This is a genomic window from Dyella sp. EPa41 (assembly GCF_016586165.1).
Taxonomy (GTDB): domain Bacteria; phylum Pseudomonadota; class Gammaproteobacteria; order Xanthomonadales; family Rhodanobacteraceae; genus Dyella.
Window position 1 is genome coordinate 1 of the sequence record NZ_BCPR01000087.1, and the last position, 17721, is coordinate 17721.

Annotated in this window: 19 protein-coding genes and 1 riboswitch; all 19 genes read left to right on the forward strand. The window is 67.3% G+C overall.

Annotated features, from left to right (window positions below):
* Positions 1 to 339: 339 nt before the first annotated feature.
* A riboswitch (cobalamin riboswitch) is annotated at positions 340 to 578 on the forward strand.
* A 112-nt stretch (positions 579 to 690) separates the two neighbouring features.
* Complete coding sequence (btuB, locus tag JMF82_RS19330; protein ID WP_236585581.1) at positions 691 to 2538, forward strand: TonB-dependent vitamin B12 receptor; 1848 nt, start codon at positions 691 to 693, stop codon at positions 2536 to 2538.
* Between the two features lie 63 nt (positions 2539 to 2601).
* A complete protein-coding gene (locus JMF82_RS19335) occupies positions 2602 to 3177 on the forward strand; it encodes a hypothetical protein (RefSeq protein ID WP_236585583.1) in 576 nt (191 codons plus the stop codon).
* 2 nt (positions 3178 to 3179) lie between these two features.
* Complete coding sequence (cobO, locus tag JMF82_RS19340; RefSeq protein WP_201316165.1) at positions 3180 to 3800, forward strand: cob(I)yrinic acid a,c-diamide adenosyltransferase; 621 nt, start codon at positions 3180 to 3182, stop codon at positions 3798 to 3800.
* Between the two features lie 12 nt (positions 3801 to 3812).
* Positions 3813 to 5111 carry a cobyrinate a,c-diamide synthase gene (locus JMF82_RS19345; RefSeq protein ID WP_201316166.1) on the forward strand — a complete coding sequence of 433 codons (1299 nt, stop codon included), beginning with the start codon at positions 3813 to 3815 and terminating at the stop codon, positions 5109 to 5111.
* Positions 5108 to 6028, forward strand: a complete 921-nt coding sequence (gene cbiB / locus JMF82_RS19350; RefSeq protein WP_201316167.1) for an adenosylcobinamide-phosphate synthase CbiB — start codon at positions 5108 to 5110, stop codon at positions 6026 to 6028. The genes JMF82_RS19345 and cbiB overlap by 4 nt, the downstream gene beginning before the upstream one ends.
* A complete protein-coding gene (gene cobD, locus JMF82_RS19355) occupies positions 6021 to 7019 on the forward strand; it encodes a threonine-phosphate decarboxylase CobD (protein WP_201316168.1) in 999 nt (332 codons plus the stop codon). The genes cbiB and cobD overlap by 8 nt, the downstream gene beginning before the upstream one ends.
* Positions 7016 to 8497 carry a cobyric acid synthase gene (locus tag JMF82_RS19360; protein ID WP_201316169.1) on the forward strand — a complete coding sequence of 494 codons (1482 nt, stop codon included), beginning with the start codon at positions 7016 to 7018 and terminating at the stop codon, positions 8495 to 8497. The genes cobD and JMF82_RS19360 overlap by 4 nt, the downstream gene beginning before the upstream one ends.
* A complete protein-coding gene (gene cobU, locus JMF82_RS19365; protein ID WP_201316170.1) occupies positions 8485 to 9006 on the forward strand; it encodes a bifunctional adenosylcobinamide kinase/adenosylcobinamide-phosphate guanylyltransferase in 522 nt (173 codons plus the stop codon). The genes JMF82_RS19360 and cobU overlap by 13 nt, the downstream gene beginning before the upstream one ends.
* Positions 9003 to 10049: a nicotinate-nucleotide--dimethylbenzimidazole phosphoribosyltransferase gene (gene cobT, locus JMF82_RS19370; RefSeq protein ID WP_201316171.1), complete on the forward strand. Its 1047-nt coding sequence runs from the start codon at positions 9003 to 9005 to the stop codon at positions 10047 to 10049. Before cobU ends, cobT begins: the two co-directional genes overlap by 4 nt.
* Entirely contained in the window at positions 10046 to 10612 is a 567-nt protein-coding gene (locus tag JMF82_RS19375; protein ID WP_201316172.1) for a histidine phosphatase family protein, read from the forward strand. Before cobT ends, JMF82_RS19375 begins: the two co-directional genes overlap by 4 nt.
* A 10-nt stretch (positions 10613 to 10622) precedes the next feature.
* Positions 10623 to 11345 carry an adenosylcobinamide-GDP ribazoletransferase gene (locus tag JMF82_RS19380; RefSeq protein WP_201316173.1) on the forward strand — a complete coding sequence of 241 codons (723 nt, stop codon included), beginning with the start codon at positions 10623 to 10625 and terminating at the stop codon, positions 11343 to 11345.
* Positions 11346 to 11447: 102 nt separating this feature from the next.
* The gene (locus tag JMF82_RS19385) at positions 11448 to 11729 is read left to right on the forward strand and encodes a zinc ribbon domain-containing protein (protein WP_201316174.1); all 282 of its coding nucleotides are present in this window, start codon (positions 11448 to 11450) and stop codon (positions 11727 to 11729) included.
* 123 nt (positions 11730 to 11852) lie between these two features.
* Positions 11853 to 12416: a DUF3011 domain-containing protein gene (locus tag JMF82_RS19390; RefSeq protein WP_201316175.1), complete on the forward strand. Its 564-nt coding sequence runs from the start codon at positions 11853 to 11855 to the stop codon at positions 12414 to 12416.
* A 130-nt stretch (positions 12417 to 12546) separates the two neighbouring features.
* Positions 12547 to 14316 (forward strand): aspartate--tRNA ligase, encoded by a 1770-nt coding sequence (gene aspS, locus JMF82_RS19395; RefSeq protein WP_201316176.1) that lies wholly within the window; start codon positions 12547 to 12549, stop codon positions 14314 to 14316.
* 268 nt (positions 14317 to 14584) lie between these two features.
* Complete coding sequence (locus tag JMF82_RS19400) at positions 14585 to 15241, forward strand: alpha/beta fold hydrolase (protein ID WP_201316177.1); 657 nt, start codon at positions 14585 to 14587, stop codon at positions 15239 to 15241.
* 78 nt (positions 15242 to 15319) lie between these two features.
* Positions 15320 to 16054 carry a YebC/PmpR family DNA-binding transcriptional regulator gene (locus tag JMF82_RS19405; protein ID WP_201316178.1) on the forward strand — a complete coding sequence of 245 codons (735 nt, stop codon included), beginning with the start codon at positions 15320 to 15322 and terminating at the stop codon, positions 16052 to 16054.
* A gap of 39 nt (positions 16055 to 16093) precedes the next feature.
* A complete protein-coding gene (gene ruvC / locus JMF82_RS19410) occupies positions 16094 to 16612 on the forward strand; it encodes a crossover junction endodeoxyribonuclease RuvC (protein ID WP_111984436.1) in 519 nt (172 codons plus the stop codon).
* Entirely contained in the window at positions 16609 to 17208 is a 600-nt protein-coding gene (ruvA, locus tag JMF82_RS19415; RefSeq protein ID WP_201316179.1) for a Holliday junction branch migration protein RuvA, read from the forward strand. Before ruvC ends, ruvA begins: the two co-directional genes overlap by 4 nt.
* A gap of 3 nt (positions 17209 to 17211) precedes the next feature.
* A partial coding sequence (locus JMF82_RS19420; RefSeq protein WP_236585582.1) for a KUP/HAK/KT family potassium transporter occupies positions 17212 to 17721 on the forward strand: 510 nt, incomplete at its 3' end.

A 17721-nucleotide genomic window follows, 5' to 3' on the forward strand; every position in this document is an offset into this window, starting at 1 on the left:
TTTGGTTACTTTCTCTTGGGCAAGCAAGAGAAAGTAACCCGGGCCGCGGCAGCGGCTCGGAAGCCCGCCGCAGGCGAGCCAAGTCGTGATAACGAGACGATCAGGCACCAGGCACAACGACTGTGCCGGTGAGACCGGCAATCAAGACTGAGGCGAAAGGCTGTCGCGCACAGGGTGCGCTCCTACAAGGGGACTGGCAGATGCGCGGGGCCGCAAAAGCCACCGGGTTGCAGCGCAAAGAATCAGCCACACCTCACCGCGCCCGCCAGGCAAAGGCCGAAACCCAGCGGCCGAATCACCGCCTTGCTGCAGATCACGCCCGTCCTCCATCCGTCTGCTACCATCCCTCCCGCCTGAGGTGACCGCCGGCCGTAATGCCGGTGGTTGAAACGGGAATCCGGTGCGGCGCGTGAGCGCCTAGTCCGGAGCTGCCCCCGCAACGGTAGGCGAGCCGCGATCCCTTCGATCGCAGGAACGACTGAAAGCCACTGTGCCAAGTGCATGGGAAGGCGTCGTTCCCAAGGACATGACGTCCTGGTTCGTGAGCCCGGAGACCGGCCTCAAGGTACGACCAGACAGGCGGTGGGCCATGTCATGGATGTCGTGCAACTGCACGGCGGCCACGGACTCCTCCGCCTGCCTTTTTTCCCTTGCGTTCCGCGCGGGCAGGCGCGGTTGAGGAGCATTGTTTTGGCCATCCATCTTCCATTGGTCCGTCGTCCCATCCTGGCGGCGACGCTTCTGGCTGTTCTTTCCCCGGCATTCGCCGACGAGGCGACGGACCTCGGTGGCGTCGTCGTGACGGCCACGCGCACGTCACAGACACAGGACCAGACGCTTTCCGCCGTGACGGTGATCGATCGCACGGACATCGAGCGGTTGCAGCCTGCGTCGCTGGCCGATCTGTTGCGCGGCACGCCGGGCATGGCGTTGTCCAACAACGGCGGTCCGGGCAAGGCCACCAGTGTGTTCCTGCGCGGCACCGAGTCCGACCACGTGCTGGTGCTGGTCGACGGCATCAAGATCGGCTCGGCCACGCTGGGCAACGCCGCGCTGCAGGACATTCCCGTCGAACAGATCGAGCGCATCGAGATCGTGCGTGGTCCGTTCTCCAGCCTGTACGGCTCGGAGGCCATCGGCGGCGTGATCCAGATCTTCACCCGTCGCCCGGAGGGCGCCTTCGTGCCGGGCTTCAGCCTTGGCGTCGGCAGCTATGGCCATCTCGCCGCTTCGGCGGGTCTTGCCGGCAACGCGGGCGATGGCTGGTATTCGCTGGAGGCGTCGCATGACCAGACGCATGGCATCAATGCATGCCGCGTCGGCGCGGCCGAAGCGGGCGCCGCGTGCTTTGCGGATCAGCCCGACAAGGACGGCTACCGCAATACCGCGGTGACGCTGCAGGCCGGCTATCGCTTCAGCGAGCAGTGGGACGCCGATGCGCGCCTGTTTCGCAGTGAAGGCCACAACTGGTACGACGGCACCTATAGCGATTCCGACGAGAGCGCGACGCAGGTGGTCGGGGGGCGCGTGCACTATCGCCCCGCCAGCGACGTGACGATCACCTTGAGTGGCGGCACCAGTGGCGATTTCAGCAAGGATTTCCTGCATGGCGTATACAGCGACCGCTTCGACACGCATCGAGACGTCGGCTCACTGCAGGCGGACATCGGCGCGTGGGGCGGCCTGCTGACGGGCGGTTTCGATTGGCAGCGCGACGAGGTGGACAGCACGACGGCGTACGCCTTGGACAGCCGCATCAACCGCGGCCTGTTCGCGCAGTGGCAGCAGACCTTCGGCCGCCAGTCGGTGCAGGCGAGCGTGCGTCGCGACGACAACAGCCAGTTCGGCGGCAGGAACACCGGCAGCCTGCTGTGGGGCTGGGATTTCACCAACACCTTGCGGCTCACCGCCAGCTACGGCACGGCGTTCAAGGCGCCCACGTTCAACGAGCTGTACTACCCGGGCTACGGCAACGCGAACCTTCGCCCGGAGAAGTCGCAGAACATTGAGCTGGGCCTGCGCGGCAACTACGGCTGGGGTTACTGGTCGCTCAATGCGTTCCGCAACCATATCAGCGACCTGATCACCTATGACGCGTCGATCGGCCTGCCCGGCAATGTGGAGAGGGCTCGCATCCGTGGCGCCGAGGGCGTGGTCAGCGGGCACGTGCTCGGCTGGCTGGTGACAGGTACGGCCACGTGGCTGGATCCGCGCGACAAGTCGGCCGACTACGACGGCAACCTGTTGCCGCGCCGTGCCCGCCAGTTGGCGCGCGTCGATCTCGACCGCAGCTTCGGCGATTTCAGCGTGGGTGGCAGCTGGTACGTGGCGGGCCGCCGTTATGACGATCTTGCCAACCGCCATCCGCTGGGCGGCTATGCCATCACCGACCTGCGCGTGGCCTACGCGATCACGCGCGACCTGAAGGTGCAGTTGGCCCTCAACAACGCCTTTGGCAAGGACTACGAAACAGCCTGGTACTACAACCAGCCCGGACGCAACACCATGCTGACGTTGCGCTACCAGCCGGCGCCGTGATCCATGCGCGGGACTGGCATGGCCGGTTCCGCCCTTTCCCTGACGAGGAGTGAAGAGATGAAAATGCCTGCCGGTCCACGTTTCGCCGCGCTCGCGGGACTGCTCGCGCTCGTGATGGTGGCGACGCGCTTCAAGCATTTCGGCGACATGGTGCATTTGCCGGATGCGTCGATGGCGGTGTTTTTCCTGGGAGGCACCTACCTGCGCCGCCACTGGGCATTTGCCGCGATGCTGCTGCTGGCGGTGGCGCTCGACTGGGTATCGATCACCTATGCGGGCGTGAGCGATTTCTGCGTCACGGCGGCGTATGCGTTCCTGCCGCTCGCCTATGGCGTGCTGTGGTACGCGGGGCGCTGGTATGCGCCGAGGCTCACCGGCCAGTTTCTTTCGCTGGCCGGCGCATTCGGCATGGCGCTGCTGGCGGCCTCGGTGTCGTTTGCGATCTCCAACGGCTCGTTCTATTGGCTGGGCGGACGATATCCGGATCCGAACGTTACGCAGTACGTCTCGCGCCTGTGGCAGTGGGGCCCGCTGTTCGTGCGTACCACGATGAGCTACATCACCGTGGCCTTGGTCGTGCACGCGGTGTGCGCGCGCCTTGCGGCAGACTCCCGTGTGCCGCGCCACCAGGAAGCCTGAGCATGAGCGATACCTTGGAACCCAGCGACGACCGGGCCGCCGAAGCGCGCCATCGCGAGCGCATGCAGCGCAAGAAGGCGCTGGTCGATCGCAAGATCGCCCGCGCCACCATCGAGCGCGGGGTGCTGGTGGTCAACACCGGCAACGGCAAGGGCAAGAGCTCATCGGGTTTCGGCATGCTGGCGCGATCGCTTGGGCATGGTTTCCACTGTGGCGTCGTGCAGTTCATCAAGGGTAGTTTCTCCACCGGCGAGGAGGCGTTTTTCCGACGCTTTCCGGACGAGTTGGACTATCACGTGATGGGCGAGGGTTACACCTGGGAAACGCAGGACAAATCACGGGACATCGCCACCGCCGGCAAGGCCTGGCAGGTCGCTGCCGCCATGCTGGCGGATGCACGCTACGATTTCGTGCTGCTGGACGAACTCAACATCGCGCTGGTGAAGGGCTATATCGATACCGCGCAGGTCTGCGAGGCGCTCAAGGCCCGTCCCGCGCGGCAGCACGTGGTGATCACGGGGCGCGGTGCCCCCGACGCATTGGTCGAGCTGGCCGATACGGTCACCGAGATGCGCGTGGTCAAGCACGCGTTCCAGGCGGGCATCAAGGCACACAGGGGATAGAGCTTTAGCGACATGACCCAGCCCATTCGCCACTGTTCCGCCCTCATGGTGTCCGCGCCGGCCTCGGGGCAGGGCAAGACCTCGGTGACCGCCGCGCTCGCGCGTTGGCATGCGCGCAACGGCAAACGCGTGCGGGTGTTCAAGACCGGTCCCGATTTCCTCGACCCGATGGTGCTTGAGCGCGCGAGCAGGGCGCCGGTCTACCAGCTCGACCTGTGGATGAACGGCGAGGAGGACGTGCGCGCGCGCTTGTACGAAGCATCCGGCGAAGCCGACCTGATCCTGGTCGAAGGGGTGATGGGCCTGTTCGACGGCGGCCTTTCCAGTGCCGACCTTGCCCAGCGCCTTGGGCTGCCCGTGCTGGCGGTGATCGACGGCTCCGCCATGGCACAGACGTTTGGCGCACTGGCGCTGGGGTTGTCCCGTTATCGCGAGGGGTTGCAAGTATTCGGCGTGGCGGCCAACCGCGTGGGCAGCGGCTATCACGCGCAACTGCTGGCCGGCAGCGTGCCCGCCGAGCTGCGCTGGCTCGGCGCGTTGCCGCGCGATGCGGCGATGGCCTTGCCTGAGCGACACCTCGGGCTGGTGGCCGCCACTGAACTGGGTGACATCGATGCGCGGCTCGATGCGCTCGCCGATGCGTGGGCGCTTCATGCTTCCGATGCGTTGCCGCCGCCGGTGGCCTTTCCACCGGCATCGCCCGTCTCCGTAACCGGCGACCTGCGCGGGCGGCGTATCGCGGTCGCGCGCGATGCGGCGTTCTGTTTCCTGTATCCGGCCAACCTGGATCTCCTGCGCCAGGCCGGCGCCGAGTTGCGCTTCTTTTCACCGCTGGCGGGCGATGGCCTGCCCGAGTGCGATGCCGTCTGGCTGCCCGGTGGCTATCCCGAATTGCACCTGCCTGCGCTGTCGCGCAACGACGTCCTGCGGCGCGGGCTGCGTGCCCATGTGGACGCCGGCCATCCGTTGCTCGCCGAGTGCGGCGGCATGCTCTACGCGCTGGACTCGCTCAGCGACACGAATGGCGGGACATTCGCTATGGCCGGTCTGCTGCCGGGCCACGCCACGATGCAGGAGAGGCTCGGTGGCCTCGGCATGCAGGCCGCGGCGCTGCCAGAAGGCCCATTGCGCGGGCACACCTTCCACTACGCCCATGCGGAGATATCCCAGGCGCCGCTGGTGATGGCGACAAACCCGGATGGCGGTCCCAGTCGCGAGGGCGTCTATCGGCGCCAGCGCATGACGGCCAGCTTCATGCATGCTTACTTTCCGTCGCATCCCGCCGCGGCGATCGGCTTGTTCCAGCCATGAGCCTGGTACTTGCCATGCTTGCGGCCGTGTTGCTCGATGCATGGCTTGGTGAGCCGCGGCGGTTTCATCCGCTGGTTGCGTTTGGACGTCTGGCCCACCGGATCGAATCGTGCGCATACGGCGATCGCCGTTCCGCGGGCGTGCTTGCCTGGTGCCTGGCGGTGGTATGGCCGGTCGTGGCCGTTCTTTTCGTAGCCGTTGTTGCCGCGCCGTGGCTACGCTTCGTGCTCGATGTGGTCTTGCTCTATCTCGCGATCGGCCTTCGCAGCCTTGGCGAGCACGCCATGCCGGTGGCGCAGGCGCTGCGCGATGGACACCTGGCCGAGGCGCGTGCCACCGTCGGCCGCATGGTGAGTCGGGATACCGATGTGCTGGACGCATCGCAGGTGGCTGCCGCGGCGAGCGAATCGGTGCTGGAGAATGGCAACGACGCGGTGTTCGGTGCGTTGTTCTGGTTTGTCCTGCTGGGTGCGCCGGGCGCGGTGTTGTATCGCCTGGCCAACACCCTCGATGCGATGTGGGGTTACCGCACGCCGCGATACGGGCGTTTCGGCTGGATGGCCGCGCGCGCGGACGACGTGCTCAACTTCCTGCCGGCGCGGCTCACGGCGCTGAGTTATGGTTTGCTTGGCGATGCGCAACGCGCCTGGCGCTGCTGGCGCACCCAGGCCGCCGCCTGGGACAGCCCCAATGCCGGTGTGGTCATGGCCGCCGGCGCGGGCGCGTTGGGTGTGCAACTGGGCGGCGCAGCGCCTTATGACGGCGTGTGGGAGTCTCGTCCTGACCTGGGCGAGGGCAATCCGCCGGGTGCCGACACCATCGTGCGTGCCCTGCGCCTGGTGCGGCGTGCCGTGGTGCTCTGGCTGCTGGGCGTTCTTGCACTCGGCTGGCTGTGGCCGGGAGGCCTGCATGCTTGAGCACGGTGGTCGCCTGTTGCGTGCCGCATACCGTTATGGCGTTCCGGCCGAAGCCTGGCTCGATCTGTCGACCGGCGTCAGCCCGTTCGCGTGGCCGGTGCCGGCGATCCCTCCTTCGGCATGGATGCGCCTGCCCGAGGACGACGATGGTCTCGTCGAAATAGCCTGTACCTACTACGGTGCGCCGCGCGTGTTGCCTGTCGCCGGTTCACAGGCAGCCATACAGGCGCTGCCGTTCCTGCGTCGCGCATCGCGCGTCGGCGTGATTGCGCCGGGTTACAACGAGCACGCGCATGCGTGGCGCCAGGCGGGCCACCAGGTGGAAGAACTGCCGGCGCATGCGCTGCTGGCGGAGGCGAATCATTTCGATGTCGTCGTGCTGATCCATCCGAACAACCCCGGCGGCGAGCGCTTCGATCGCGCCGACCTCCTTGCCTGCCATGAGCAGCTTGCGGCACGCGGCGGATGGCTGGTGGTGGACGAGGCCTTCATGGACGCCACGCCATCGGAAAGCCTGTGCGCCGCAACGTCGGTGGAAGGCCTGGTGGTGTTGCGTTCCGCCGGCAAATTCTTCGGCCTGGCCGGTGCCCGCGCCGGCTTTGTCGCCGCGGCACCCGTGCTGCTCGAAGCACTGCGCGAGCGCCTGGGGCCGTGGACGGTGAGTGGCCCGAGCCGCCATGTGCTGCGGCATGCGCTGGCCGACCAGGCCTGGCACGTGCAGGCGCGTGAGCGCCTGCACGCCTGCAGCGAACGTCTTGCCTCGTTGCTGGCAAGCCATGGCCTCGCGCCCACGGCGGGCTGCGCGTTCTTCCAGTGGTGGCGCGACCAACGCGCAGGGGTCGTGCATGAAGCACTGGCGCGGCAGGGCATCCTGACGCGTCTCTTCGATACGCCAGCCAGCCTGCGTTTTGGCCTGCCCGGCGGGGAGGCCGCGTTCGCCCGGCTCGACGCCGCCCTGGGCGCGCTTGCGTTGGAGGCGAAGCTGCCATGAGCGCACGCGTGTTGATGGTGCAGGGCTGCACTTCCGATGCAGGCAAGAGCACGCTGGTCACGGCGTTGTGTCGCTGGTTGCGCCGTCGTGGCGTACCGGTGGCGCCGTTCAAGCCACAGAACATGGCGCTCAATGCGGCCGTCACCGTCGATGGCGGCGAGATCGGGCGCGCGCAGGCGGTGCAGGCGCAGGCGGCGGGGTTGCCGCCGCACACCGATTTCAACCCCGTGCTGCTCAAGCCCAACAGCGACGTGGGTGCACAGGTCATCGTGCACGGTCGCGCCATCGGCAACATGGATGCGCGGCACTATCACGACTACAAGCGTGTCGCGATGGATGCCGTGCTCGCCTCGCACCGCCGCCTCGCCGCGCAGTACGAGGCGATCATCGTGGAAGGCGCGGGCAGTCCGGCCGAGATCAACCTGCGTGATCGCGACATCGCCAACATGGGTTACGCCGAGGCCGTGGATTGTCCCGTGTTGCTGGTTGCCGACATCGACCGCGGCGGCGTGTTCGCCCACCTGGTCGGCACGCTCGCGCTGCTGTCGGGAAGCGAACGGGCGCGCGTGGCGGGCTTCGTCATCAACCGGTTCCGCGGCGACATGGCGTTGCTGCAGCCGGGGCTGGACTGGCTGGAACGCGAGACCGGCAAGCCCGTGCTGGGCGTGCTGCCTTACCTGCACGGCTTGCAACTGGAAGCGGAAGATGCCCTGCCGCGCGATGTGCCGCACAAGGCGCAGGCCCGTTTGCGCGTCGCCGTGCCGGCCCTGCCGCGCATCAGCAACCACAACGACTTCGATGCGCTGCGAGCGCATCCTGACGTGGACTGCCGCTTCGTCGGCCCCGGCGATGCGCTGCCTGCGTGCGATCTGATCGTGCTGCCCGGCTCCAAATCCACGCGTGCCGACTTGGCATGGCTGCGGGCGCAGGGATGGGCCGACGGCATTACCCGCCATCTGCGCTACGGCGGCAAGGTGATCGGCATCTGCGGGGGTTTTCAGATGCTGGGGCGATTCGTGCATGATCCCCATGGCATCGAGGGCGAACCAGGGTCGAACGAAGGACTGGGCTGGCTGGACATGGAGACCACGCTCGACGCGCACAAAGCGTTGCGCCGCGTGGAAGGGATGCTGCTTGTGGGAGGTGCGCAGGTGACGGGCTACGAGATCCACTGCGGCGTGAGCGAGGGACCCGCGTTGAAGCATGCATCGAGCCTGCTTGATGGTGGACGCCTCGACGGCGCCCTGTCCGCGGATGGCCAATTGCTCGGCAGTTATGTGCACGGGCTGTTCGATCATCCCGCGGCGCTCGCGGCGTTGCTTGCATGGGCAGGCCTGCACGAGGCCGTTCCGCTCGACGTGCGCGCGCAGCGCGAAGCGGCCATCGATCGCCTCGCCGATGCCGTGGAAGCGCATCTTGATACGGCGATGCTGTCGCATCTTCTCGCCATGCCTGGAGTGCACGCATGCGAACGCTGATCCTTGGTGGCGCCCGCTCGGGCAAGAGCGCGCTGGCCGAACGACTCGCGATGGCGTCTGGCCACGATGTCGTCTACATCGCCACCGGGCAGGCCCGCGATGCCGAGATGGCCGCGCGGATCGCGCACCATCGCTCGCGTCGCCCCGCGACATGGCAGAGCGTCGAGGAGCCGCTGGCCTTGGCGGCCGCGCTCAGGGCGCACGCGCGACCCGGGCGTTGCGTGCTGGTGGATTGCCTCACGCTATGGTTGAGCAACCTGCTCGGCGACGAGGATGCGTCGCGATTCGATCGCGAGCGCAAGGCGCTGCTCGAGGTGATGCCATCGCTGACAGGCCAGGTGCTGCTGGTCAGCAATGAAGTGGGCCTGGGCGTGGTGCCGCTCGGTGAGCTGACGCGTCGCTTCGTGGACGAGGCGGGCCGTTTGCACCAGGCGCTCGCCGGCCAGTGTGAAACCGTGTTGTTCGTCGCGGCGGGGTTGCCGCTCGCTCTCAAAGGAAGCCTTGCATGAGCCATGACTGGCTGGTTGAACCGTGTTTTGCCATCGACGAAGAGAGCAGGGCACGCGCTCGCGAGCACCAATCGCAACTGACCAAGCCACCGGGTTCGCTCGGTACCTTGGAAACATTGGCCATTCGCCTGGCCGGCCTGCAGCACGCGACGCTGCCGTCGATGCAGCAGGTATGGATTACCGTTTTCGCCGGCGACCACGGCGTGGCGGCGGAGGGCGTGTCGGCATTCCCGCAGGTCGTCACGGGCGAGATGGTGCGCAACTTCGCCAACGGCGGCGCAGCCATCAGTGTGCTGGCGCGCTCGCTCGGCGCGATGCTTGAAGTGGTGAACCTGGGCACGGTGAACGACCCCGGCGAACTGCCCGGGGTACGGCGCGTCATCATTGCCCCGCAGACGAACAACTTCTGCGAGCGGCCGGCGATGAGTGCCGTGCAGCTGGAGCGTGCGCTGCTGGCCGGCGCCGAGAGCGTGGCGGCCGCGCAGGCAGCGGGCGCCAAGCTTTTCATCGGCGGCGAAATGGGCATTGCCAACACCACGTCGGCCGCGGCATTGGCGTGCGCGCTGCTGGACGAGTCGCCTTCGGCATTGGCCGGTGCCGGCACCGGCCTCGATGCGGCAGGCGTGCAGCACAAGGCCATGGTGATTGAACGCGCGCTCGCGCAATACCCGGTCGATGACGACGCGCTCGCCTGGCTGGCGCGCGTGGGTGGCTTCGAGATCGCCGCCTTGTGCGGCGCATACCTCGCGGCCGCGCAGCAGGGCATGCCCGTGCTGGTCGACGGCTTCATCACCACGGTGGCGGCGTTGGCTGCCGTGCGCATCAATCCGGGCTGCCGCGAGTGGATGTTCTTCGCGCACCGTTCGCGCGAGCGCGGACATGCGCGCCTGCTCGCCGCCCTGGAAGCCGATCCGCTGCTTGATCTCGGCCTGCGCCTGGGCGAGGCCAGCGGCGCGGCGGCGGCCGTGCCGTTGATGCGGCTCGCCTGCGAACTGCATGCGCGCATGGCGACGTTCGCCCAGGCGGGAGTGAGCGCCGCATGATCGTCAAGCAACCGGGTATCGATCTGTTGCGCCACGGGGACACCGGCGAGCGCAGTTATCGTGGCCAACTGGATGACGCGCTGAGCCCGCTCGGCTGGACGCAGTTGCGCGCGGCGATCTTCGGACGCGTATGGGATGCCATCGTGACGTCGCCGCTGCGGCGCTGCTCCGCGTTCGCCAGCGATCTCGCCTCGGCGCGCCATGTACCGGTGCGGGTGGATCCGCGCCTGGCCGAATATCACTTTGGCGATTGGCAGGGTGTTCCCATCGAGGCCTTGGCGAAGGACCAGGGCGATGCGCTTGCCCGCTTCTGGGCTGATCCCGTCTCGAACCCGCCGCCGGGGGCCGAGCCGTTCGCCGCTTTCCGGCAACGACTGTGCGCCGCGTTGGACGATGTCGCGGTCGAGGCGGTATCGCAGCGCGTGCTGGTGGTGACCCATGGCGGTGCGATCCGCCTGCTGCGCTGCGAAGTGGAAGGGCGGGACTTCGCCGACATGGCCGGTATCGACGTGCCGCATGCGTCGCTGCATACGCTCGAATGGGCGTCTTTGTCGGCAACCTAGGGATCTCCCCATGCGCGCCTTGCTCGCCGCGATCGGTTTTCTCACCCGCCTGCCGGTGCCGGCGCGCGTCTTCGATGGCGCGAATACGCCAGCGACGCAGCTCGCCTGGTATCCGGTGGTGGGCGGGCTGATCGGCGTATTGCTGTGGGGCCTTGGCTGGGTGTTGGCCGCTGCACCGCCCTTGCTGGCATCCGCGTTGCTGTTGTTGGCGTGGGTGGTGCTTACCGGCGGTCTTCACCTGGATGGGCTTGCCGACAGCGCAGATGCCTGGGTGGGCGGCATGGGTGACCGCGAGCGCACGCTGGCCATCATGAAGGATCCGCGCAGTGGGCCCATGGGCGTGACGGCGGTGGTGCTCGTGCTGTTGCTGAAATTCGCCGGGCTGGCGAGCCTGCCGCATCCCGGCAGCGCGCTGTGGCTGGCGCCGCTGCTCGGACGTGCCGTGCTTGCCGCGGCGTTCCTGTCCACCCCTTATGTGCGCCGCGGGGGGCTGGGCAGCGGCCTGGTGGATGCATCGCGCCCGGGATGCCTTGCGGGCCTTGGCTTCGCCCTGGTGCTCTGCCTCTTTGCCGGGTGGCCGGGGATGCGGGCGTTGCTGGCGGCCATGGCCATCTTCACCCTCTGGCGGGTGGCCTGCATGCGCCGGTTGGGTGGCATGACCGGTGACACCTGCGGGGCGCTGACCGAGCTGGTCGAGGCGGCCGTGCTGGTGGCGGTCGCGCTGCCGGCCTGAGCTGGCCGCATTGAATTTGGGCCCCGTGGCTCGATAATGGTGGACTGCCGGCGCGCAACCCGACGGGTTGCGCAGACACGCTGGCCGGATTGCGGAGTTTCCATGCCTATCTACGAATTCGAATGCAGCAGCTGTGGCCATCGTTTTGACCGCCTGCAGAAAATGTCCGACCCCGATCCGGCGGTCTGCCCGGCCTGCGATGTCGCCGAAGTGAAGCGCCGCGTCAGCGCGCCTGGTTTTCGCCTCGCCGGCAGCGGCTGGTACGAGACCGACTTCAAGAAGGACGGCGACAAGAAGCGCAACCTCGCCGGTGACAGCGGCGCGCCCGCATCGGCACCGGCGCCGGCTCCCGCGCCCAGTTCGTCCAGCTCGTCCAGCGACTGAGGCCCTTGTCTGAACGCCGCGTAGCCGGCGTGCAGATTCCTGCGAAACCATCGCAAGATGTTCAATCTTGGTTGATGATCCGCCCGCTAGCGTGACGCCACGTCACCGCAGGAGTGGGAATCCATGTTTCGCATACGTACGGGCTTGATGGGCATCATCGCCGGCCTCGCCATCGGCCTCTTGGGAACGGCTGCGCCGGCCGCGCATGCGCAGGGACGCGATGTCGTCCGCTGCGGCAGCGACGACGGCCGGTTCAATCGCTGCCAGGTGCCCTGGCGTGACGCGGAACTGATCCGGCAGGAATCCAACAGCCCCTGCACCCGCGGCCAGACCTGGGGCGTCGATCGCGGCGGCCTGTGGGTCGATCGCGGCTGCCGTGGCCAGTTCGTCGAAATGGGCCGGGGCGGCGGTTATCGACCCCCGGGTGGCGGCTACTACCCGCCGCCGGACAATGGTGGCTGGCGACCGGGTCCCGATTGGGACCGCGAGATCCGTTTCTCCTGCGAGAGCAACGACAAGCGCTACCAGTTCTGCCAGGTGGACGTGGGCGGCCATGGGCGCGTGCGGCTGCTGCGCCAGATGTCGGGCACGCCCTGCGAGGAGGGTTACAGCTGGGGCTGGAACCGTGCCGGCGTCTGGGTCAACCGGGGCTGCCGCGGCCTGTTTTCGGTCGATCGCCGCTGGTAAACCGGCCTTTCGGGCGCCGTGCGTGGCTTGAAACGCCACGCACGCGTCCGCCATCGGACGCGCCGGTGTTAACATTCCGGGTCCTCTTGTCCACGCATCACGCCGCCTCGCGGCCCGGAGTTCCAAGCGCATGCGCACGCATTACTGCGGCCTCATCGATGAGGCACTGGTCGGCCAGACCGTCACCCTTTGTGGCTGGGTCAACACCCTGCGCCTGCAGAGCCACGTGGCTTTCGTCGACCTGCGCGACCACGAGGGCATCGCCCAGGTGGTGATCGAACGCGAGAACGCCGCCGCCTTCGCCGTGGCCGGCGAGATCGGCAACGAGTACTGCCTGCGCGTCACCGGCACCATCCGCAAGCGCCTGTCGGTGAACGACAAGCTGCGCACCGGCACGGTGGAACTGCTGGCCGACAACGTGGAGATCCTCAACGCCGCGAAGGACCTGCCGTTCGCGCTGCACGAGAATCCCAACGAGGACATGCGGATGACCTACCGCTACCTCGACCTGCGTCGCCCGGAAATGCAGAAGATGATGCGCACGCGCATCAAGCTGGTGCAGGCGCTGCGCCGTTACCTCGATGCGCGCGGCTTCCAGGACATCGAAACGCCGATCCTCACCAAGGCCACGCCGGAAGGCGCGCGCGACTACCTGGTGCCCAGCCGCGTGCATCCGGGCCAGTTCTACGCGCTGCCGCAGTCACCGCAGCTGTTCAAGCAGATCCTGATGATGGCCGGTTTCGACCGCTACTATCAGATCGCCCGCTGCTTCCGCGACGAAGACCTGCGCGCCGATCGCCAGCCGGAATTCACCCAGCTCGACCTTGAGTTCGCCTTCGTCGAAGAGAAGGACGTGCAGGATTTCGTGGAGGAACTGATCCGCCACGTGTTCAAGGAAGTGCAGAACGTGGAGCTCGACGCCACGTTCCCGCGCATGACCTGGGCCGAGGCGATGCGTCGCTTCGGCTCGGACAAGCCGGACCTGCGCATCGCGCTGGAGCTCGTCGACATCGCCGATGCGGTGAAGCACGTGGAATTCAAGGTGTTCGCCGAGCCGGCCAACGACGCGAACGGCCGCGTGGCCGCGCTGCGCGTGCCGGGCGGCGCCACCTTCACCCGCAAGGAAATCGACCAGCTCACCGAATACGTCGCCAAGTACGGCGCCAAGGGCCTGGCCTGGCTGCGCGTGGATGATCTTGCCAAGGGCCGCGAGGGCATCAACTCGCCGGTCGCGAAGTTCCTCGATGACGCGGCTCTCCAGGGCGTGCTCAAGCTCACCGGGGCGCAGAGCGGCGACATGGTGTTCTTCGGCGCGGGCAGCTGGAAGGCCGTCACCGACTTCATGGGGGCGCTGCGCCTGAAGGTCGGCAAGGACCGCGGCCTGGTGGAAAACAGCTGGAAGCCGCTGTGGGTCACCGACTTCCCGATGTTCGAGTACGACGACGAGGAAAAGCGCTTCGTTGCCCTGCATCACCCGTTCACCGCGCCCAAAGTCGACGACGTCGCCGACCTGCGCGCGAATGCGGCCATCGCGGTAAGCCGCGGCTACGACATGGTGCTCAACGGCAACGAGATCGGCGGCGGTTCCATCCGTATCCATCGCCCGGAGATGCAGAGCACGGTGTTCGACCTGCTTGGCATCGGCCCGGAAGAGGCCGAGGCGAAGTTCGGCTTCCTGCTCAAGGCGCTGAAGTTCGGCGCGCCGCCGCATGGTGGCCTGGCGTTCGGCATCGATCGCATCGCGGCGCTGATGGCGGGCACCGAATCGATCCGCGACGTGATCGCTTTCCCCAAGACCACCAGCGCGCAGGACCTGATGACCGACGCACCGTCGCCGGTGGCCGATGCGCAGCTGAAGGAACTGCACGTGCGCGTGGCGGCGGAAGCTAAGCCGGCCTGACCGCTTTCCTGCCCGTCATTCCGGCGCAGGCCGGAATCCAGTGGTCGTGGGCCTGGTTTTCGCGTCGATGCAGGCGCTTTTGCGGCTCGCGCAAAACCCGGCGCAGCCGGCACTGGATTCCGGCCCGCGCCGGAATGACGGGAACCGTCGGGATCGGGTACTGCGGCGCGGTCCGCTGCAACTTTTTATGCACAATGGACTCCGTCGATACGACTGGGCCTTTGGGACCGGTCGCCCGTCCCGTCATTGAAGGCCGTCGTCCCGCACCATGACCGATCACGTCATTCTCCTGCATGGCCTGTGGATGCGCGGTTTCGCGCTGCTCATGCTGCACCGTCGGATGATGGAGGCGGGCTTTCGCGTGCATCGGTTCGACTACATGAGCGTCGCGACCACGCAGGAGCGCATCCTGGGTCGCCTGCAGGCGCGCATGCGCGAGCTGGCCGAGGACGGCCATACCGTGCATCTGGTCGGCCATAGCCTGGGCGGCCTGCTCGCGCTGCGAACCTGCGCCGAAGGCGCGCCATTGCCGCCGGGTCGTATCGTCTGCCTGGGTTCCCCCCTGAAAGGCAGCGCCGCGGCCCGCCGTTTCGCCGGCATGGGCAAGGGCGGCGAAGTGCTGCTGGGCCACAATCGCGAACTGCTCGAACACGGCTTCGAGCGGTGGACGGGCCCGCGCGACGTCGGCGTGGTCGCCGGCCGGGTCTCGCTCGGCCTGGGCGCCATGATCGGCCAGTTCGACGGCGACAACGATGGCTGTGTGACGGTGGCTGAGACGCGCCTGCCGGGCATTGCCGACCATTGCGTGGTGGAGTCCAACCACACCGGCTTGCTGTTCGTGCCCGAAGCCGCGCGGCAGGTCACGCAGTTCCTGCATACCGGCCATTTCGCCCACCCCGCCACAGGGGCCGGTGCCGGCGGTTGATCCGGCGGCTTGCTAGCCTCCCGCCCCAAGGCGATACAATTCGCGTCTTGTCCGTTAAGCCAGACTGCAGGAAGTGCCATGGGTAGAGGCCCGTCCATCGAAGGTCGCAAGAACGCCGAAGACGCCAAGCGCGCCAAGGTGTTCACCAAGCTGATCCGCGAAATCACCGTCGCCACGCGTGCCGGTGTGCCCGACCCTTCGCTCAACCCGCGCCTGCGCTCGGCGGTGGACAAGGCACTGTCGGCCAACATGCCCAAGGACACCATCGAGCGGGCGATCAAGCGCGGCTCCGGCGCCGACGGCGGCGCGTCGATGGAAGAGTTGCGCTACGAAGGCTACGGCCCGGGTGGCGTCGCGTTGATCATCGACTGCTTCACCGACAACCCGACCCGTACCGTGGCCGATGTGCGGCACGCGCTGACCAAGCACGGCGGCAACCTGGGCACCTCCGGTTCGGTGGCGTTCCAGTTCTCGCGCCTGGGTGAGCTCGTGTTCGCCACCGGCGGCGATGAGGCCGCCGAGGAGAAGGTGCTGGAAGCCGCGCTCGAAGCCGGCGCCGACGACGTGGTCAACGAGAACGGCGAAAGCACCGTGCTGTGCGCGCCGGAAAACTTCGAAGCCGTGCAGCAGGCGCTGACCGCTGCCGGCCTCAACGCGCAGCACGCCGGCGTCGGCATGCGCCCGAACAATCGCGTGCCGGTGCCCGAGGACGCGCTGGAACCGCTGCTCGACCTGCTCGAGAAACTCGATGGCCTCGACGACGTCAGCGATGTTTCGCATAACGCGCTGCTGCCCGCCGAGGCGGCGAGCTAAGCCGTCCTGCCGTTCGCCATGCCCGGCGACGCCACGCATATGACACGCATCATCGGCATCGACCCGGGCAGCCAGCGCACCGGTGTCGGCATCATCGATGTCGACGCCAGCGGCAAGCTGTCCCATGTTTTCCATGGCGCGCTGGCGGTGGCTGGCGAGGCTTCGTTTCCCCTGCGCCTGAAACGCATATTTGACGAGCTGTGTGCCATCATCGCCGCCCATCGACCGGACGAGTGCGGCGTGGAACGCGTATTCATGGCGCGCAATGCCGATTCGGCACTGAAACTGGGGCAGGCGAGGGGAGCCGCGATCTGCGCGGTCGTCAGTCAGGGGATCGCGGTGCACGAGTACGCAGCGACAGAAGTCAAACAGGCCGTGGTCGGCAGTGGCCGAGGCGACAAGACCCAGGTACAGCACATGATCGGTGTCCTGCTCGGACTCAAGGGGCCGTTGCAGGCCGACGCGGCGGATGCGCTCGCCATCGCCGTGACGCACGCGCATACGCGCGCCAGCCTGCAGCGCGTCGGTATCCCTCGCACCGCGTGGAGGCGTCGATGATCGGTCGCCTTCGCGGCATCCTGGTGTCCAAGCAGCCGCCGTGGCTGCTGGTCGAGGTGGGCGGCGTGGGCTATGAGCTCGAGGCGCCGATGTCGACGATCTACGACCTGCCCCAGACCGGCAAGGAAGTCACCCTCCTGACGCATTACGCGGTGAAGGAAGACAGCGTCGCGCTGTATGGCTTCATGCATGAGGCCGAGCGCGCGCTGTTCCGCAACCTGCAGAAAGTGAGCGGCATCGGCGCGAAGATCGCGCTGGCCGTGCTGTCGGGAGTGTCCACCAACGATTTCGCCCGCCTCGTACAGGCCGGCGACGTGGTCGCGCTGACCAAGATCCCGGGCATCGGCAAGAAGACGGCCGAACGCATGGTGGTCGAACTGCGCGATCGCGTGGATGGCCTGGCCGTCGCGCTGCCCGGCACGAGCGCCGCCACCAACGGCGCGCCGCTCGATCCCGCCGGTGAAGCGACGGTTGCGTTGCAGCAGTTGGGTTACAAGCCGGCGGAAGTCACCCGCCTGGTGCAGAAGGTGGCTGCCGAAGGCGACACCGCCGAATCGATCATCCGCAAGGCGCTGCGCGCCGCACTAGGGAACTGACACGTGACCCCGGATTCCACCCACGGCCTGACTGACGCTGACGCCAAGCGACGCCTCGCCGCGCTGGCGCTCGGCGCCATCGGCGTGGTCTACGGCGACATCGGTACCAGCCCGTTGTATACGCTGCAGACCACGCTCAGCCACGACGGCATGAAGCCGACACCCGAAAGCATCTACGGCGTGCTGTCGCTCATCTTCTGGGCGCAGATCATCGTGGTGTCGCTGAAGTACGTCGTCTTCATCATGCGCGCCGACAACAAGGGCGAGGGCGGCATCATGGCCCTGCTCGCCTTGGCCCTGCGCAGCGTGGGTGGCCAGCCGAGACAGCGCTGGTTGCTCGCCATCATCGGCATCTTCGGCGCTTCGTTGTTCTATGGCGACGGCGTGATCACGCCGGCCATTTCGGTGCTTTCGGCCGTGGAAGGCGTGAAGGTGGCCGCGCCAAACCTGGGCCACTGGGTGGTGCCCATCACCGCGGTCATCCTGTTCCTGCTGTTCGCGCTGCAGCGTCAT

Excerpts from the sequence above, each read along its gene's own strand:
- JMF82_RS19335 (WP_236585583.1), top strand. The coding sequence starts at position 2,602 with ATGCCTGCCGGTCCACGTTTCGCCGCGCTCGCGGGACTGCTCGCGCTC.
- cobO (WP_201316165.1), top strand. The coding sequence starts at position 3,180 with ATGAGCGATACCTTGGAACCCAGCGACGACCGGGCCGCCGAAGCGCGC.
- JMF82_RS19345 (WP_201316166.1), top strand. The coding sequence starts at position 3,813 with ATGACCCAGCCCATTCGCCACTGTTCCGCCCTCATGGTGTCCGCGCCG.
- cbiB (WP_201316167.1), top strand. The coding sequence starts at position 5,108 with ATGAGCCTGGTACTTGCCATGCTTGCGGCCGTGTTGCTCGATGCATGG.
- cobD (WP_201316168.1), top strand. The coding sequence starts at position 6,021 with ATGCTTGAGCACGGTGGTCGCCTGTTGCGTGCCGCATACCGTTATGGC.
- JMF82_RS19360 (WP_201316169.1), top strand. The coding sequence starts at position 7,016 with ATGAGCGCACGCGTGTTGATGGTGCAGGGCTGCACTTCCGATGCAGGC.
- cobU (WP_201316170.1), top strand. The coding sequence starts at position 8,485 with ATGCGAACGCTGATCCTTGGTGGCGCCCGCTCGGGCAAGAGCGCGCTG.
- cobT (WP_201316171.1), top strand. The coding sequence starts at position 9,003 with ATGAGCCATGACTGGCTGGTTGAACCGTGTTTTGCCATCGACGAAGAG.
- JMF82_RS19375 (WP_201316172.1), top strand. The coding sequence starts at position 10,046 with ATGATCGTCAAGCAACCGGGTATCGATCTGTTGCGCCACGGGGACACC.
- JMF82_RS19380 (WP_201316173.1), top strand. The coding sequence starts at position 10,623 with ATGCGCGCCTTGCTCGCCGCGATCGGTTTTCTCACCCGCCTGCCGGTG.
- JMF82_RS19385 (WP_201316174.1), top strand. The coding sequence starts at position 11,448 with ATGCCTATCTACGAATTCGAATGCAGCAGCTGTGGCCATCGTTTTGAC.
- JMF82_RS19390 (WP_201316175.1), top strand. The coding sequence starts at position 11,853 with ATGTTTCGCATACGTACGGGCTTGATGGGCATCATCGCCGGCCTCGCC.
- aspS (WP_201316176.1), top strand. The coding sequence starts at position 12,547 with ATGCGCACGCATTACTGCGGCCTCATCGATGAGGCACTGGTCGGCCAG.
- JMF82_RS19400 (WP_201316177.1), top strand. The coding sequence starts at position 14,585 with ATGACCGATCACGTCATTCTCCTGCATGGCCTGTGGATGCGCGGTTTC.
- JMF82_RS19405 (WP_201316178.1), top strand. The coding sequence starts at position 15,320 with ATGGGTAGAGGCCCGTCCATCGAAGGTCGCAAGAACGCCGAAGACGCC.
- ruvC (WP_111984436.1), top strand. The coding sequence starts at position 16,094 with ATGACACGCATCATCGGCATCGACCCGGGCAGCCAGCGCACCGGTGTC.
- ruvA (WP_201316179.1), top strand. The coding sequence starts at position 16,609 with ATGATCGGTCGCCTTCGCGGCATCCTGGTGTCCAAGCAGCCGCCGTGG.